The 16806-nt window shown below is 64.5% G+C and carries 14 protein-coding genes; all 14 read left to right on the top strand.

The annotated features are described in order from the left end of the window. Window positions 1–278: 278 nt before the first annotated feature. Complete coding sequence (locus ABIB80_RS12130; protein ID WP_007593333.1) at window positions 279–416, top strand: hypothetical protein; 138 nt, start codon at window positions 279–281, stop codon at window positions 414–416. Between the two features lie 247 nt (window positions 417–663). After that, window positions 664–1950 carry an oxalate/formate MFS antiporter gene (gene oxlT, locus ABIB80_RS12125; protein ID WP_007593335.1) on the top strand — a complete coding sequence of 429 codons (1287 nt, stop codon included), beginning with the start codon at window positions 664–666 and terminating at the stop codon, window positions 1948–1950. A gap of 256 nt (window positions 1951–2206) precedes the next feature. Further along, the gene (gene oxlT, locus ABIB80_RS12120) at window positions 2207–3529 is read left to right on the top strand and encodes an oxalate/formate MFS antiporter (RefSeq protein WP_007593337.1); all 1323 of its coding nucleotides are present in this window, start codon (window positions 2207–2209) and stop codon (window positions 3527–3529) included. A 176-nt stretch (window positions 3530–3705) separates the two neighbouring features. Beyond that, window positions 3706–4131 (top strand): CBS domain-containing protein, encoded by a 426-nt coding sequence (locus tag ABIB80_RS12115; protein WP_007593342.1) that lies wholly within the window; start codon window positions 3706–3708, stop codon window positions 4129–4131. A gap of 105 nt (window positions 4132–4236) precedes the next feature. Then, window positions 4237–5256, top strand: a complete 1020-nt coding sequence (locus ABIB80_RS12110) for a 2-dehydropantoate 2-reductase (protein WP_354127485.1) — start codon at window positions 4237–4239, stop codon at window positions 5254–5256. Then, window positions 5256–6041, top strand: coding sequence for a fumarylacetoacetate hydrolase family protein (locus ABIB80_RS12105; protein WP_354127484.1), 786 nt, complete (start codon window positions 5256–5258; stop codon window positions 6039–6041). Before ABIB80_RS12110 ends, ABIB80_RS12105 begins: the two co-directional genes overlap by 1 nt. Window positions 6042–6343: 302 nt before the next feature. After that, the gene (locus ABIB80_RS12100; RefSeq protein WP_354127483.1) at window positions 6344–7750 is read left to right on the top strand and encodes a coiled-coil domain-containing protein; all 1407 of its coding nucleotides are present in this window, start codon (window positions 6344–6346) and stop codon (window positions 7748–7750) included. 19 nt (window positions 7751–7769) lie between these two features. Continuing rightward, window positions 7770–8528 (top strand): hypothetical protein, encoded by a 759-nt coding sequence (locus ABIB80_RS12095; RefSeq protein WP_354127482.1) that lies wholly within the window; start codon window positions 7770–7772, stop codon window positions 8526–8528. A gap of 172 nt (window positions 8529–8700) precedes the next feature. Beyond that, the gene (locus tag ABIB80_RS12090) at window positions 8701–8901 is read left to right on the top strand and encodes a hypothetical protein (RefSeq protein ID WP_007608336.1); all 201 of its coding nucleotides are present in this window, start codon (window positions 8701–8703) and stop codon (window positions 8899–8901) included. 70 nt (window positions 8902–8971) lie between these two features. After that, window positions 8972–9622: a hypothetical protein gene (locus ABIB80_RS12085; RefSeq protein ID WP_219680882.1), complete on the top strand. Its 651-nt coding sequence runs from the start codon at window positions 8972–8974 to the stop codon at window positions 9620–9622. Window positions 9623–10667: 1045 nt separating this feature from the next. Next, the gene (locus ABIB80_RS12080; RefSeq protein ID WP_219680879.1) at window positions 10668–11663 is read left to right on the top strand and encodes an NAD(P)H-dependent flavin oxidoreductase; all 996 of its coding nucleotides are present in this window, start codon (window positions 10668–10670) and stop codon (window positions 11661–11663) included. Between the two features lie 25 nt (window positions 11664–11688). Beyond that, window positions 11689–12660 (top strand): quinone oxidoreductase family protein, encoded by a 972-nt coding sequence (locus ABIB80_RS12075; RefSeq protein ID WP_219680875.1) that lies wholly within the window; start codon window positions 11689–11691, stop codon window positions 12658–12660. A gap of 211 nt (window positions 12661–12871) precedes the next feature. Beyond that, window positions 12872–14245 (top strand): cation-efflux pump, encoded by a 1374-nt coding sequence (locus ABIB80_RS12070; RefSeq protein ID WP_354127481.1) that lies wholly within the window; start codon window positions 12872–12874, stop codon window positions 14243–14245. A 227-nt stretch (window positions 14246–14472) separates the two neighbouring features. Then, window positions 14473–16803 carry a PAS domain-containing sensor histidine kinase gene (locus tag ABIB80_RS12065; RefSeq protein WP_354127480.1) on the top strand — a complete coding sequence of 777 codons (2331 nt, stop codon included), beginning with the start codon at window positions 14473–14475 and terminating at the stop codon, window positions 16801–16803. Window positions 16804–16806: the final 3 nt, after the last annotated feature.

Genomic DNA, 16806 nt, shown 5'->3' with positions numbered 1-16806 from the left:
ACCACTCTGACAGATGATTGGAAGGGGGCAGACCACTAGCGGCTTCGTGTGCCGCTGCCAAGGCTCCGTTTTTGGACATCGACGGTCAAATGGTTCAGTTTCGGCGGGGTTTGGGCATATCCCCGCTCAAATCGGCCCATTTAACGGATTATTATGCTGCAATGCGGTACACTAAATGCTGCTATGCAATGGCATGCATAGACATTGGCATCTGGTATACATACGTTGCCCTTCGAAATGAGACAGCAGCACTGACCGTCTCAAGAAAGGGATTTTCGATGTCCAAGACCGCTTCCGTCGCTCTCGCGCCCTCCTCCTCGCTGTTCGCCCGCTTGATGGCCACGATCGACCGCCTCCTGATGGCGAGCGCCGAGATCTCGAATCACAATGGCGACCTGCCGCGCTTCGGCCTGTAAGCCGGCCCCCTTCCCGCGCCGCCGCGCAGCGGCACGGTTTTAGATCGGTTCGAATACGACTTTTGATGAATGGCCCCGGATGACGGGGCCATTTCTACTTGTGCTGTCCTGAGTCACAGCCGCCACCGGGCAAGGTGCTGCGGCATTTGCGCACGGTGACCGGACCAGCGCTTGAAGCTTGGCATAATGCATACAAGAATGCCGTTCCAGCGCTCGCAGAAAAATGAGAGGCGCCACGGGAGGCTTTATGACGGACATGGTGCAAGCAACCGCCCCGACAGCCGCGCGCGTTAGCGACACATATCGCTGGACGCAATTGGCGGTTGGCGTCGCGGCGATGGTGATGATCGCCAACTATCAATATGGCTGGACGTTCTTCGTCCCCGACATCCAGAAGAAATTCGGCTGGGATCGCGCGTCGATCCAATGGGCCTTTACGCTGTTCGTGCTGTTCGAGACCTGGCTCGTGCCGATCGAAGGATGGTTCGTCGACAAATACGGTCCGCGCATCGTGGTGCTGGTCGGCGGCGTGCTCTGTGCCGCCGGCTGGGCGATCAACGCGGAGGCGACCACGCTCAACGGCTACTATCTCGGCATGATCATCGCAGGCATCGGCGCCGGCGGCGTCTACGGCACCTGCGTCGGCAACGCCTTGAAGTGGTTTCCGGACAAGCGCGGTCTTGCCGCGGGCATCACCGCCGCGGGCTTCGGTGCAGGCTCCGCGCTCACCGTCGCGCCGATCCAGGCCATGATCAAGGACAGCGGCTTCCAGACCACATTCCTCTATTTCGGCCTCGGACAAGGCATCATCATCTGCATCCTCGCCTTCTTCCTGCTGGCTCCGAAGGCAGGCCAGGTGCCGAGCGTGGTGGCGAACGCCAATCTGCAACAGAGCCGCCGCAACTATCAGCCGACCGAGGTGCTGCGTCAGCCGATCTTCTGGCTGATGTACTTCATGTTCGTGATCGTCGGCGCCGGCGGCCTGATGGTGACGGCCAATTTGAAGCCGATCGCGGCCGACTGGAAGATCGACAACGTGCCGGTCACGTTGATGGCGGTGACGATGACCGCGGTGACCTTCGCGGCCACGATCGACCGCGTGCTCAACGGCCTGACGCGTCCGTTCTTCGGCTGGATCTCCGACATGATCGGCCGCGAGAACACGATGTTCATCGCCTTCGGGATGGAAGGTATCGGCATCTGGATGCTCTACCTCTGGGGCCACGATCCGCTCTGGTTCGTGCTGCTCTCGGGCTTCGTGTTCTTCGCCTGGGGTGAGATCTACTCGTTGTTCCCCTCGACCTGTACCGACACGTTCGGCGCCAAGTTCGCGACCACCAATGCCGGCCTGCTCTACACCGCGAAGGGGACGGCCGCGCTGCTGGTCCCGATCGGCAATTACATGCAGCAGTCGTCGGGCAGTTGGGACAACGTGTTCATCATCGCGGCCGGCGCCAACATCCTGGCCTCGGCGCTGGCGATCGCGGTGCTCAAGCCCTGGCGCAAGGTCGTGGTCGCGCAATCGACCGTCTGACGCACTCCAAAAGCGCTTCTCGCGCAAGACGCCCGGCCTCGCGGCCGGGCGTCTTCGTTTTGCGCGAAGCTTGCGCGATCCCGCCGTGCTGCAAACGGAACTCGCATTTTGTCGCCGGCCCGCCAAGATAAGGCTTGCAATCTGGGATATGGTATACCAAGCTCGCGATCGCGCTTGCGACGATAAGCCACAATATTGCGACATCAGGTCATCTTGTGACCGGTGCCGAACCAGACAGGCGCTCGGGAGGTTTTTGATGATTTCCAGCACCGATGGCGCTGTCACAGCCGCGCCTCTTCGCACAGGTTTCCGTTGGCTCCAGCTCGTCATGGGCATCGTCTGCATGGCGATGATCGCCAACCTGCAATATGGCTGGACGCTGTTCGTCGATCCGATCGATCACGCGCACCATTGGGGACGCGCCGCGATCCAGCTCGCTTTCACCATCTTCGTCGTCACCGAAACCTGGCTGGTGCCGATCGAGGCCTGGTTCGTCGACAAATACGGCCCGCGCATCGTCATCATGTTCGGCGGCGTCATGATCGCGCTGTCGTGGATTCTCAACTCCTATGCCGATAGCCTCACCTTGCTCTACGCGGCCGCGATCATCGGCGGCATGGGCGCGGGCGCGGTGTACGGCACCTGCGTCGGCAACGCGCTGAAATGGTTTCCCGATCGCCGGGGCCTTGCCGCCGGTGCGACTGCCGCCGGTTTCGGCGCAGGCGCTGCACTCACCGTCGTGCCGATCGCCGCCATGATCGCAACGAGCGGCTATCAGCACGCGTTCCTCACCTTCGGCATCGGCCAGGGCGTCATCGTCTTCGTGCTCGCCTTCTTCATCCAGCCGCCGCGGATTTCGATCCCGCCGAAGAAGAAGCAGCTCAATCTGCCGCAGACCAAGATCGACTTCACACCGCCCCAGGTGCTGCGCGCCCCTATTTTCTGGGTGATGTATCTCGTTTTCGTCATGGTCGCCTCCGGCGGCCTGATGACCGCGGCGCAGATCGCCCCGATCGCGCACGACTTCAAGATCGCCGACACGCCGGTCACGCTCGCCGGCTTCCAGATGGCGGCATTGACGTTCGCGATCTCGCTCGACCGCATCTTCGACGGTTTCGGACGGCCCTTCTTCGGCTTCGTCTCCGACACGATCGGCCGCGAGCACACCATGTTCATCGCCTTCGGCACCGCCGCGCTGATGCTGCTGACGCTGTCGGCCTATGGCCACGTGCCTGTCGTCTTCGTGCTCGCCACCGCGGTCTATTTCGGCGTGTTCGGCGAGATCTACTCGTTGTTCCCTGCCACGTGCGGCGACACCTTCGGCTCGAAGTTCGCGACCACCAATAACGGGATGCTCTACACGGCGAAGGGGACGGCGTCCCTGCTCGTTCCGCTCGCGAGCGTGATCTCGGCCACGTATGGCTGGAAGGCCGTGTTCGTGGTCGCGGTGGCGCTGAACGCGACGGCGGCGCTGATGGCGCTGTTCGTGATCAAGCCGATGCGCCGCTCCTTCATCCTCGGCAAGGAAGCCGAGAGCGCCAACGCCGCGACGGGGAACGCCAAGACCGAGACGGCATAACGAACACGCATCTTGCACGGGTGAGACAGGGGCGCAGCGATGCGCCCCTTTCTTTTTGGCTCACGGCAAACGTCAGCATCACTGCCGCGAGATTTTTCGGACCAGCCAAATCGAATGCTTGACGATTGGCATTATGTATACCACACTTGCTTCATCATTCACCCAAGGAGGTTGCAATGCTGGTCGGAGACATTCTGCGCAAGAAGACACCGCGCGTTGTCACGGTGCGAATGAACGAAACGGTTGGTATCGCCGCCAAGCTGATGCGCGCCAACAATATCAGCGCACTGGTGGTGAAGGACGTGGTCCGCTCCGAGGGCAATACCGCGGTCGGCATGTTCACCGAACGCGACGTCGTGCGCGCCGTCGCCGAGCACGGCGCCAATGCCGTCAACGTCAAGGTCTCGCAGCTCGTCTCGGTGCAGCAGCTCGTGTCCTGCACGTCGAGCGACACGATCGAGCACGTCCGGCATCTCATGAACCGGAATCACATCCGGCACCTGCCTGTCATCGACGATTACAGCCTCGTCTCGGTCATCAGCATGCGCGACATCGCGTCCTTCATGGACGAAGCGATCAACGGCACGCCGCAAGCAGCTTAAAGCGTCTCACTTCCCCTGCGACTACCGGACCCGGCTCGGACCCTTCCGAGCCGGACCGGATCTTTCGTCCCGAAATCCCGGCTTCCGCTGTTTCGCGAGGATTCCATGAAGATCTGCATCTACGGCGCCGGCGCAATCGGCGGCTATCTCGGGGTTCAGCTCGCGCGCGCGGGCGCCGACGTCAGCCTGGTCGCACGCGGCGCGCACCTTGCCGCGATGCGCGAACGCGGCCTGACCCTGGTCGCGGGCGAGGAGAAGCACACCGTGCATCCGCGCTGCACCGACGATCCGGCCGAGCTCGGCGTGCAGGACTACATCATCATCACGCTGAAGGCGCACTCGATCACCGGCGTGATCGAGACGATGCAGCCGCTGCTCGGCCCCCACACCCGCATCGTCACTGCCGTCAACGGCATCCCCTATTGGTACTTCTACAAGCATGGCGGCCAATACGAGAATTCGACGCTGGAGAGCATCGACCCCGGCGGACGGCAGTGGCGCGAAATCGGCGCCGAGCGCGCCATCGGCTGCATCGTCTATCCCGCCACCGAGATCGAGGCGCCCGGCGTGATCCGTCACGTCTACGGCAACAACTTTCCGCTCGGCGAGCCCTCCGGCGAGACCACCCCGGACGTGCAACGCCTCGCCGATCTCTTCGTCGCAGCCGGGCTGAAAGCGCCGGTGCTCGACCGCATTCGCGACGAGATCTGGCTCAAGTTGTGGGGCAATGTCTGCTTCAACCCGATCAGCGCACTCACCCATGCAACACTCGACGTGATCTGCACCGATCCGGCCACTCGCGCGCTGTCGCGCGCGATCATGATGGAGACGCAAGGCATCGCCGAGACGTTCGGCGTCAAATTCCGCGTCGACGTCGAGCGCCGCATCGAAGGCGCCCGCAAGGTCGGCGCGCACAAGACCTCGATGCTCCAGGATCTCGAGCGCGGCCGCCCGATGGAGATCGACCCGCTCGTCACCGTCGTGCAGGAGATGGGCCGCCTCACCGGCGTCGCCACCCCCGCGCTCGATTCCGTGCTGGCGATGGTGACCCAGCGCGCCCGCATCGCCGGTCTCTACGACGGCATCTCGACGCCATCGGATCCGCGCGCACTGGCGGTGGCGTGATGGCTGGCGAGATCAAACATTGGCTCCGCTTCCGCAAGAGCGGTACGACCGGCTTCGGCACGCTGAATTCGTCAGGCATCAGCGTGCATGAGGGCGACATGTTCGGCCGCCATGCAGCCACCGGCAAAACGCTGGCGCTGTCGGAGGTCGAACTGCTCGCGCCCTGCGCGCCCAGCAAGATCGTCGCGCTCTGGAACAATTTTCACGCGCTCGCGGCCAAGCTCAACCAGCCCGAGCCGCCGGAGCCGCTCTACCTCCTGAAGGCCACCACCAGCATCACGACACCCGGCGCGGTGATGCGCCGTCCCTCTTATTACGACGGCAAGACCACGTATGAAGGCGAGCTCGGCATCGTCATCGGCAGGACCTGCGCGCGGGTGTCGCCGGCGGAAGCGGACGGCTTCATCTTCGGCTACACCTGCGTCAACGACATCACCGCCAACGACATCCTGACCAGCGATCCCACTTTCCCGCAATGGGCACGGGCCAAGGGCATCGACGATTACGGCCCGTTCGGCCCCGTCATCGCCACCGGTCTCGATCCGGCAAAGCTGGTGGTGCGCACCATCCTCAACGGCGCGGAGCGGCAGAACTATCCGATATCGGACATGATCTTCACCGCGCAGGAGCTGGTCAGCAGGATCTCCCATGACATGACCCTGCTCCCCGGGGACCTCATTGCCGTCGGCACCTCGGTCGGCGTCGGCGTGATGAAAGAGCCGGTGAACACGGTAACCGTCGCGATCGAGGGCATCGGCGAGCTGACCAACGAGTTTCGGCTGTAGGGCACTCTGTCATTCCGGGGCGCGGGCAGCGCCGAGCCCGGAATCCATTGGGCGGTAGAGACTGCAGTTCAACGGATTCCGGGCTCGCGCTGCGCGGGTCCCGGAATGACGGCGGAGGGAGCCAGCGCCCCCGCGGAGGAAAACCCGGCAACTTCCACACCCGCGCTCCACCGATCGGCTGACGCATTCAGCCGTGGATCGTGCGACTGGACCTGTCCGGCAAGCCTCCGCCGCCCTTGATCTCGGTTCCGCTCTCCAATAGCAATTATGGCGATAATGTGTGCCGGCGTGAGGAAGTCACGATGTGGCTGTTTTTCCTGGTTGCCTGGTTTGTTCTGCTCACTGCCATTGCGATCTTCGCCCAGCAGGCGCTCGGTTACGATATCGGCCACCTGTCTGCCTGGTTCGGAGGCCTGCCTGTCCCGCAGCGCATTGCGACCGGCGCGATCCTGGCCTTGGCGCTGGCATTGATCGGCGCCTCCGCTTGGCGGCTCTCGCGCCAGGACCGGCGCCTCGACACATTGCGCGACCGCCTCAAGAAGACCCGCGAGGATGTCGTCGTCGCCCACGCCCTGCAGAACCACCTCGATGCCACCGTCCAGCACCTGATCGAGAGCGATCCCCGGGAGGCCGTCTCCGCCCTGCACGACAAGCTGGGCGAGACCGAGCAGCGGGCCCTGCTGCAGCGGGGCCGCAACGAATCCACCGACATGCACGACCAGCTCGCCGAAATCCGCCGCCGCCAGCAGGAACTGCGCGACATGGTCGGCAAGGTCGCCGAGCAGCGCCGCGCGGTCGAGCCGGTTTTCACCGAAATCCGCGACCGCCAGAATCAGCTCGAACGCTCGCTGCACGACCTCGAGACCGACGACCGCAAGAACAACCTCGCCGACCGGCTGAAGGATATCGCGCGCGATGTATCGACGCTGCTGTCGCGGGTCGGCAGGGTCCAGGACACCTTTGCAACCCTGAACCAGTACAAGGAAGATCTGGCGAAGTCCCACGCCGAGCTGGTGCCGTTGCGCGCGTCGGACGCCGGCCTCAATGCCTTGATCGGCGAGCTGAGCCTCGGTCATGAGCGCCTCGCCAAGAGCGTCGACGAGCTCGAAACCGGCGGCGAAGCCCCTCTCGGCGCCCGCGTCGAGACCCTGTCGAAGAACAAGATCGAGATCGAGCAGCGCCTGGCCCGCATCGACGACAGCTTCCACATCCTAAAAAGCATCGGGCTCGATTTCGAAGAGCTCGGCCAGCGCCAGGCCCAGCTCGAGCGCTCGCTCGCCGGTGTCGAGACCGACGCCGACGGCAAGACGCTTGTCGACCGCCAGAATGCGCTGAACGATTTTGTGCTCCAGTCGCGCCAGCGCCTCGGCGCGTTACAGGAAACGCTGGCGACGCTGAACGCCTTCAAGGCGGAGCTGTCGAAGTCGCAGGCTGACCTCGTCCCGCTGAAGGCGCCCGTATTCGGAATCGAAGCCATGATCGCGGACGTCGGTACCACGCGCGATCTCCTCGCCAAAACCGTCGGCGAGATTGAGGCGAGCGGCGACGTCACCCTCGCCTCGCGCGTCGACGCGCTGACCAAGAGCAAGCGCGAGGTCGAAGACCGCATCGCCCGCATCTTCGACAATTTCAACGCGCTCGACGGCTTGCGAAAAGACATCGGCGGCATCTTCTCGACGATCCGGAACAGCCTCAACCGGATCGGGTGAAGGCCATCAATCCCGCGGGATGGTTCGAACCGCGATCCCCATCCGCGCGACCAATCCGAACATGCGCTTGATCCTCGGCCTCCTCTCCGCCCTGCTCGGCGCGCTCGCCGGCTGGTTCGCCCTTGCCGCACTGGTGATCGCGCTGGCCGGGCCAGACCGCGATGGCGGCATCGCCATGGGCGCCTTCTTCGACATCGGTCCGATCGGCGGTGTGGTTGGCCTGATCGCTGGCATCTGGCTGTTCGTGCGCTTCGGCCTGGTCCGGAATGCAACGCCACAGCCGCCCGCGGAAACCTCCGACACCACGCCTCACCGCACCACGCGGCTCTCCGCACCCTTTGCTCTCACTGTTCTACTCATCGCGGCAATCCTTGGCTATTGGGGCTGGTACGAACTCATCCGCTCGCCCTATCTCAGTCACGGCTACATGACGCTCCACATCGAGTTTCGCCTTCCCGCTGGCATGACGCTGCCGGACAAGGCGGAGGATGTGCACATCGAGGTCGAGGAAGCGACCGGGTATGCCAATGCCGATTTGCCTCCGAACTGGCGCGCGCATGAAGGCGAGCGCAAAGCGATCATTGCCTCCACGTCGTTGTCGTACAAAACGCGTCATCGCGCCGTTAGCCTGACGCTTCCGGGTTCGCCGACGCAGAGCTGGCCGATCGATCTCCCCTCCGATCCTGATCCCACCCCTGGCTTTTCACCCTGGCGCGTGGCGGGCGACCCCTCACCGGCGAAGATCGAGATGCATTTCCGCCTCAGCGCCGATCACTGAGCGAACGAGCGGCGCGAGGGCGAAACATTCAGACACATCACATTTCGGCGCGCCCGGCAGATGCCGCCAACATGTCGCGCGGATGCCGCACTGTGGTCGCATTCGGCCGCCCTTCTGTGAGGCGTGTCTGGGGGCACGGCGGTGCCGTGTTTGGACCAAACCTTCTAGGGGTATGACTGTGAAGAAGATTGTATTTGTCGTGGGTGCTACGCTTGCTCTGGTGACGGTTGCGAATGCTGCGGATCTGCCGCGCCGCCAGCCCGTTCCCGTCTATTCCGAGCAGGCGCCGATCGGCAAGATGCCGATTGGCAAGAGCCCGGTTGGAAAGGCCCCGATCGGCAAGGCGCCCGGCCCCGTCGCGGCGCGCTACTGACGCGTTAGCGAAATACGCGCAGAAGCAAAGCTAGACTCTGCGTGAGTGGCCGACAGTCGAGGGGCATGGCGTGACGAACAAACCTGATCGATCGGGACCCTGCATCCTTGCGGGATTCGCGCTCGCGGCCATGCTCGCGTGCACGACACCCTCGGCCTCCGCCCACGAAGCGAACAAGCGCGTTGCTGAGGCAAACGCGCTTGCCACCACCGAGACCGCATCACGGCCGGCGCCGCAAACGGCGCGGCGCGCAGTCGCGCGCGCGGAGAAAGGTCCGTACTACGTCGATTTCCGCGCCCGCACGGCCGCGAGCTGGGGCCACGCGTTCGTCTGGTACGGCAAGACCAGCGAGCGCGCCGTCGAGGTGGCAGGGCTCACGCCCGCCGGCGACACCTGGGCCTATGTGCTCGGTCACCTCACCTGGGTGCCGGCGGAGACCGGCGCGAGCTACGGCGATCTCGACCCGGACTATTTGACCGCGAACTACCGCGTCTATCTGAACGAAGCCGACGCCAAGCGCGTGTTTGCCTATATCAAGAAATTGCAGGCGAGCTCGCCGGTCTGGAACGCGGAGACCACCAATTGCACCGGCTTCATCGGCGACATCGCCGAGTATATGGGATTGAAGGTCCCCTACCGCTGGCAGCGCCCCGAAAACTTCGTCAACAGCCTCAAGGAAATGAACGGCGACCGCCAGATGGTGCGGCTGTCGACGGAGTAGCCCCCCAGGGCGCACCACGCGACGCCGTCATTGCGAGCGCAGCGAAGCAATCCAGAGTCCCTCCACGGGTAGAGTCTGGATTTCTTCGCTGCGCTCGTAATGACGATGCCGAAGCAATTGGGGCACGATGGATTGGCGGAGTGCCCGTCGGGCAAAACACCCGCGCAAATTTCCCGCGCCGCCTGTCAATCCCCGCCCGTCAAAATATTCCACTTTACCGAAATTCGGATTTGTCGTATCTACGACACACCCTGACCCGGGACAAGGGGCGGATCGCGATCGTCACGAACCGCGGGTTAGGCAGCGATGGACGCGACGGCGTCGAGCGCGGGGAGCCTTGCAGGGCGGGAAACCGTGAGCACAGGCTTTCGCGCCTGCGACACGGCGCCGACAGCGTCTTCGCATGGCTTCGGGTGCGAGCACACGCCAGCTCTCGAAGGCCCAGCGAGGACGTGCGCGGACGGCGAAGTCGTGTGGTCCTGACGCCCGGGGTCTGTGCGTCAAGTCCTGTAGTGATGCGTGCTGCCCGACCGGGCGGACGCGTCAGCCATCTGCGGGGCGACGGGGGCAATAGTGCATCGCTCCCCGGGGAGAGCACGAAGTAAGCCGTAAACCACCGCGCAGGGAAGGCCGGGCGATTGGCTGACCTGTGGTCCACCCCGTGTGCATTCCTTTGGCGCACGGACTTGCGGGTGCCAGCCGGCGCCCGGCCTTCCCTGCGCCCTTGTTACCGCAAGGGTGATGCGACCAAGCAAAGCTCGGGCGGAATACGCCGCGAGAGGGCGAAGGCGTGCCTTGCGAGAAAATGCAAGTTGATGGTCTCCGAAAGCTCCTCATCCTCCGTCGGTGTTGAAGCAGCGGCGCACAAAAACCCTCGTGCGCCCGGTGCTACCACCTCAATTATCCGCCCTGCGGAATCCCCGCACTCCCCGCATGATCGCCCCGCCTCCACCGCACGCCCTTCCAATAGACTTTTCCCGACCTGGGCGGCATCCTGCCGCCATCAAACGATAACAGAGCGCCACACAGGCGGAGGAAACAGATCATGCTGCAGACACGGTTCACCAAGCTCGTCGGTGTCGAGCACCCGATCGTCCAGGGCGGCATGCAATGGGTCGGGCGCGCCGAGCTGGTCGCCGCCGTCGCCAATGCCGGAGCGCTCGGCTTCATCACGGCGCTGACCCAGCCCACGCCGGAGGATCTCCGGAAGGAGATCGCCCGCTGCCGCGATCTCACCGACAAGCCGTTTGGCGTCAACCTCACCATCCTGCCCGCAATCAAGCCGCCGCCTTATGCCGAATATCGCTGCGCCATCATCGAGAGCGGCATCAAGGTGGTCGAGACCGCCGGCAACAAGCCGCAGGAGCATGTCGACGAGTTCAGGAAGCACGGCGTCAAGGTCGTGCACAAATGCACCAGCGTCCGTCACGGGCTTTCGGCCGAGCGCATGGGCGTCGACGCCATCTCGATCGACGGGTTCGAATGCGCCGGCCATCCCGGCGAGGACGACACCCCCGGCCTGATCCTGATCCCGGCCGCCGCCAACAAGATCAAGATCCCGATGATCGCCTCCGGCGGCTTTGCCGACGCCCGCGGCCTCGTCGCCGCACTGGCGCTGGGCGCGGAAGGCATCAACATGGGCACCCGCTTCATGGCGACGAAAGAGAGCCCCATTCATCAGCTCATCAAGGAGAAGATCGTCGCCAATGACGAGCGCGAGACCGAGCTGATCTTCCGCACCATGCGCAACACCTCCCGCGTCGCCAGGAACGAGATCTCGACCAAGGTCGTTGCGATGGAGAAGGAAGGCGCCAAGTTCGAGGACATCCGCGAGCTTGTCGCGGGCGCCCGCGGCAAGATGGTCTACGCGACCGGCAACTCGGACGAAGGCATCTGGTCGGCGGGCCAGGTCCAGGGCCTGATCCAGGACATCCCGACCTGCGCCGAACTGATCTCCCGCATCGTGCGCGAAGCGGAGGCGATCATCCGCAGCCGGCTCGAAGGCATGATCGTTCATCCGACAGCGCAGGCTGCGGAATAATCACTGCAAGAAGCGAGAGCAACACATGAAGGCTTATGTCTACGGCCCTGGTGGCGCTACGATTTCCGACGTCGCTCAACCAAAGCCTGAAGGCACGCAGGTGCTGGTCCGCGTCCGCGCCTGTGGCCTCAATCGCGCCGACACCGGCATGCGCAAGGGCCACGCCCATGGCGCGGCCGGCGGTGCTGGCACCGTGCTCGGCATGGAATGGGCCGGCGAGGTCGCCGCGCTTGGACCGGATGCCAAAGGCGTCAAGGTCGGCGACCGCATCATGGGCTCGGGCGGCGCGGCGTTTGCCGAATACACGCTGGCTGACCACGGCCGGCTGTTCCGCGCGCCCTCGAACATAAACTTCGAGGAAGCCGCCACCCTGCCCGTCGCGCTCGCGACCATGCACAACGCCGTCGTCACCATCGGCGGCGTGCAGCCCGGGCAAGCGGTGCTGATCCAGGGCGCAAGCTCCGGCGTCGGCCTGATGGCGATGCAGATTGCGAAACTCAAGGGCGCCAGGCTGGTGATCGGCTCCTCGACCGATGCGGCTCGCCGCGGCCGACTGAAGGAGTATGGCGCCGACCTCGCGGTCGATTCCTCCGACCCCACATGGGTCGACGAGGTGCTGAAGGCGACGAACGGCGAAGGTGTCGACCTCATCGTGGACCAGGTCTCGGGCAAGGTCGCGAGCCAGAACCTCGCCGCGACGAAGGTAAAAGGCCGCATCGTCAATGTCGGCCGGCTCGGCGGCACCCATGCCGATTTCAACTTCGACCTGCACGCGGCGCGCCGCATCGACTATGTCGGCGTCACCTTCCGCACCCGCACCATCGCGGAGATCCGTGAGATCTTCGACGAGGTCAAGAAGGACATCTGGGGCGCGGTCGAGTCACGAAAACTGCAGCTGCCGATCGACAAGGTGTTCGCTTTCGACGACATCGACAAGGCGTTCGAGCACATGGAGGCCAACAAGCATCTCGGCAAGATCGTCGTGACGCTGCCTTAACATTCGAGGGGCCAAAGACCTCGGTCTCGTAGGGTGGGCAAAGCGAAGCGTGCCCACAATGTGTCAGCGTCCCCGAAAGATGGTGGGCACGGCGCTCCGCGCCTTTGCCCACCCTACAAAACCAGGGGGGTCATCGCTCCTGCAACTCACTAGCGTCTACGCCTGTGGATCGTCGCTTGATGTTCAGTCACAGGCTGCTAAATCCCCCGCCATGAGCTCCCAACATAACAAGACCTCGGTCGCAGCGATCTCGATCTTCGCCAGTGGCGGCATGGCGGCGGCCAAGTTCGCGGTCGGGATCGCGATCGGCTCGCTGGCGCTGATCTCGGAGGCGCTGCATTCGTCGATCGACCTGGTCGCGACCATCATCACCTGGGCGGTGGTGCGGGTATCCGACAAGCCGGCGGATGAGGAGCATCATTACGGCCACGGCAAGCTCGAAAGCGTCTCGGCGCTGGGCGTCACCGCCCTTCTCTATGTGCTCGCCGGCGGCATCCTGGTGGAGTCCTACAGCCGGCTGCGCGAGGGAACCGCGCCGCCGACCATTTCGGCCGTGCCGTTCGTGGTGCTGGTGATCGACATCGTCGTCAATCTCTGGCGCGCCCGCGCCCTGCACCGTGCCGCGCGGGAGACCAGGAGCCAGGCGCTCGCCGCCGATGCGCTGCATTTCGCCTCCGACGTGATGGGCTCGTTCGCCGTGATCGTGGGCCTGATCCTCGCCGGCCTCGGCTTCTGGTGGGGCGACGCGGCGGCCGCCGCCGCGGTGGCCGTCATGATCGCCCTGCTCGGCCTGCGCATGGCCGGCACGACCGTGCAGACGCTGGTGGACCGCGCTCCGGAAGGCGCGCATGAGACGGCGACGGCTGCGATCCGCAGCGTGCCGGGTGTGATTGGCGTCGAGCGGCTCCGCGTGCGCATGGTCGGGGCAACGACGTTTATCGACACGATCGCAAAGGTGCCGCGGACTTACCCCATCGACCGGGTCGAGGACATCAAGCGCAGCGCGCAAGCAGCGGTCGAGAAGGCCTTCGGCGATACCGACCTCACCTTCACCGCAGTCCCCGTGGCGCGCGACAACGAGACCGTGCGCGACCGCATCATGGTCATCGCCCACAATTCGGGCCTCGCCATCCACCACGTCACCGTGCACGATCTCGGCGCCAAGCTGATCGTCAGCATCGACCTCGAGGTCGACGCCGGGATGCAGCTCGACGCCGCCCATGACGTCGCCAACACGCTGGAACGCAACATCCAGGAAGAATTCGGCGCAGACGTCGAGGTGGACGTCCACATCGAGCCGCTGGAACCGGAACTGCCGTTCGGGGTCGACGCCGCACCGGAACGGGTGCGGGCCATTGCCGCCGCCCTAACGGAATATGCCGCCGGCGGCGAGATCCACGACATCCACAATGTCCGCGTCCGCAACACCGACGCCGGCGAGATCGTCAACTTTCACTGCCGCGCCGAGCCGTCGATGAGCGTGATCCGGGTGCACGAGCATGTCGATGCGATCGAGCGCGCGTTGCGGCGCGCGTTCCCGAGCGTGAAGCGCGTCATCAGTCACGCAGAACCGCCGCGCGCGTGACAGAGAATGTGCGAGGAGTCACACGTTCTCGTTTCGGACTCGCCGCGCACGTAAGTTTGCGGACGCGCGACGCACAAACTGCGCGTTGGATAAGAATAAATTCGCGTTAACGATTCGTTGACTCTCGACAGCCCGCGAAATCTGGATTCAAATCGACCATGATTCGGAAGCGATGTGGGGCTGCTTCCGAACTCAAGTTGCAAGCAGGTTTCCAGGGGGCTTTAGGCATGTCGCGTGCAGACGCCGCGAACGCGTGCGTCCAATCCGATTCGATCAAAGGATTGGCGCAATCGATCGCGAAACCTGCCTATCATCGGCTCCTGATCGCGGAGCCTGCGCTGCGCCGTGCCGTGCCGACGCTCATCATCGCGTTCCTGATCACGATCTGCCTCGGCGCATTCGTGCAGGTGGTCGACCAGACACGCCAGAAGCGGCTGGTGATCCGCCATGATATCGCGGCGCTCGCCGACCTGCTCGCCGAGCGCGTCGACCGCCTGACCTCCGCGCGACAGGAGCGGCTGAAGAACATCGAGAGCCTGCCGGCGCTGCTGCCCGATCTCATTCCATCCTGGGGCACCGCCTCGGGCCGCCACGTCATCGTCACCTCGGCCGGACTCGACCGCCGCATCCTCGCCCGCATCCCAGTCGAGAGCGATCCCTCGGGCAACGACCGCCTGCTCGACGCAATCACGACGGCGCAACTGTTGGCGGCGCCCCCGCGCGACGGCAGCATCTCCGACATGACGCTGCCGAACGGCAACGCTGCAATGGCGACCTCGCGGCAGATCAAGTCGCTGCCCGGCTTCGTCACCGTGATCCAGGAGCGCAACGAGCCGATCTGGGGCTCGGACGCCGCGCTGTCGGTGACGCTGTCGGCCACCACCGGCTTCGTGGTCCTGATCCTCGGCTTCGCCTTCCACTGGCAGTCCACCCGTGCCCGCGAGGGCGACCTGATCAACGACGCCGTGCGCGGCCGCATCGACACCGCGCTCAACCGCGGCCGCTGCGGGCTGTGGGACTGGGACCTGTCGCGCGGCCGCATCTTCTGGTCGCAGTCAATGTTTTCGATGCTCGGCCTCGACGGCCGCAACGAGCTCCTCACCTTCGGCGAGGTCAACGCGCTGGTGAAGTCCGACGACATCGATCTGTTCGAGATCGCCGACCAGCTCATCTCCGAGAAGATCGACCACATCGACCAGACCTTCCGCATGCAGCATGTCGACGGCCACTGGATCTGGCTGCGCGTCCGCTGCGAAAAGACCAGCGGCGCGACCGACTCCAGCGTTCACCTGATCGGGATTGCCGTCGACATCACCGAGCAGAAGAGCCTCGCCGAGCGGACTGTGGAAGCCGATTTGCGCCTGCGCGACGCGATCGAGACCATTCCCGAAGCCTTCGTGCTGTGGGATGCGAGCGACCGCCTGGTGCTCTGCAATTCGCACTTCCAGCGCCTGCACAAGCTGCCCGACTCCGCCGTCATCCCCGGCACCTCCTACGAGACGGTGCTCGAGGTCGGCCGCATGCCCGAAGTCCGCACCCGGCACAACGAGACTGCGAGCCAGGGCCCGGGCGCGCGTACCTTCGAGGCGCAGCTCGACGACGGCAGCTGGCTGCACATCAGCGAGCGCCGCACCAAGGACGGCGGCTACGTCTCGGTCGGCACCGACATCACCCGCATCAAGGAGCACGAGCAGAAGCTGGTCGACAACGATCTACGCCTGCGCGCCACCGTCATCGACCTCAAGCGCTCGCAGGCAGCCCTGGAGCGCCAGGCGGGCGAACTCGCCGATCTCGCCGAGAAATATCAGCGCGAGAAGACCCGCGCCGAGGAAGCCAACCAGACCAAGTCGAAATTCCTCGCCAATATGAGCCACGAGCTGCGCACGCCGCTGAACGCGATCATCGGCTTCTCCGAGATCATGGGCTCGGGCATGTTCGGCGAGCTCGGCTCGGAGAAGTACCAGGAATACTGCCACGACATCCTAACCAGCGGGCATTACCTGCTCGAAGTCATCAACGACATCCTCGACATGTCCAAGATCGAGGCCGGCCGCATGAAGCTCGACATGGAAGAGCTCGACCTGGCGCAGACGCTGGCGGAATCCCTGCGGGTCGTCACCGGCCGGGCACAGGACAAGCACCTGACGCTCGACGCCGACATCGCGAAATCCATCTCCGTCGTCGCCGACCGCCGCGCCACCAAGCAGATCATCGTCAATTTGCTCTCCAACGCCGTGAAGTTCACGCCCGACGGCGGACGTATCGTGGTGCGCAGCCGGCAGCTCGACGACAGGATCGTGCTGATGATCGCCGACACCGGTATCGGCATCGCGCCGCATTCGCTGGCGCGGCTCGGCCGCCCCTTCGAGCAGGTCGAGAGCCAGCTCACCAAGACCTATCACGGCTCGGGACTGGGGCTGGCGATCGCCCGCTCGCTGGCGCAGCTTCATGGCGGCTCGATGCGGCTGCGCTCAAAGCTGGAGGTCGGCACCGTCGTGCGCGTCACCCTGCCCCGCGACGCGATGAAGTCGGCGTCAGGAATATCGGCTGCGGCCTGATGG

Source organism: Bradyrhizobium sp. i1.15.2 (assembly GCF_040548425.1).
Lineage (GTDB): Bacteria > Pseudomonadota > Alphaproteobacteria > Rhizobiales > Xanthobacteraceae > Bradyrhizobium > Bradyrhizobium canariense.
This window is presented reverse-complemented; position numbering and strand designations above follow the sequence as displayed.

What these genes read in the sequence shown, in the direction of transcription:
- ABIB80_RS12090 (WP_007608336.1), top strand. Translation starts at nt 8,701, where the DNA reads ATGACTGTGAAGAAGATTGTATTTGTCGTGGGTGCTACGCTTGCTCTG.
- ABIB80_RS12080 (WP_219680879.1), top strand. Translation starts at nt 10,668, where the DNA reads ATGCTGCAGACACGGTTCACCAAGCTCGTCGGTGTCGAGCACCCGATC.
- ABIB80_RS12065 (WP_354127480.1), top strand. Translation starts at nt 14,473, where the DNA reads ATGTCGCGTGCAGACGCCGCGAACGCGTGCGTCCAATCCGATTCGATC.
- ABIB80_RS12110 (WP_354127485.1), top strand. Translation starts at nt 4,237, where the DNA reads ATGAAGATCTGCATCTACGGCGCCGGCGCAATCGGCGGCTATCTCGGG.
- ABIB80_RS12095 (WP_354127482.1), top strand. Translation starts at nt 7,770, where the DNA reads ATGGTTCGAACCGCGATCCCCATCCGCGCGACCAATCCGAACATGCGC.
- ABIB80_RS12115 (WP_007593342.1), top strand. Translation starts at nt 3,706, where the DNA reads ATGCTGGTCGGAGACATTCTGCGCAAGAAGACACCGCGCGTTGTCACG.
- ABIB80_RS12070 (WP_354127481.1), top strand. Translation starts at nt 12,872, where the DNA reads ATGAGCTCCCAACATAACAAGACCTCGGTCGCAGCGATCTCGATCTTC.
- ABIB80_RS12100 (WP_354127483.1), top strand. Translation starts at nt 6,344, where the DNA reads ATGTGGCTGTTTTTCCTGGTTGCCTGGTTTGTTCTGCTCACTGCCATT.
- ABIB80_RS12130 (WP_007593333.1), top strand. Translation starts at nt 279, where the DNA reads ATGTCCAAGACCGCTTCCGTCGCTCTCGCGCCCTCCTCCTCGCTGTTC.
- oxlT (WP_007593335.1), top strand. Translation starts at nt 664, where the DNA reads ATGACGGACATGGTGCAAGCAACCGCCCCGACAGCCGCGCGCGTTAGC.
- ABIB80_RS12075 (WP_219680875.1), top strand. Translation starts at nt 11,689, where the DNA reads ATGAAGGCTTATGTCTACGGCCCTGGTGGCGCTACGATTTCCGACGTC.
- oxlT (WP_007593337.1), top strand. Translation starts at nt 2,207, where the DNA reads ATGATTTCCAGCACCGATGGCGCTGTCACAGCCGCGCCTCTTCGCACA.
- ABIB80_RS12105 (WP_354127484.1), top strand. Translation starts at nt 5,256, where the DNA reads ATGGCTGGCGAGATCAAACATTGGCTCCGCTTCCGCAAGAGCGGTACG.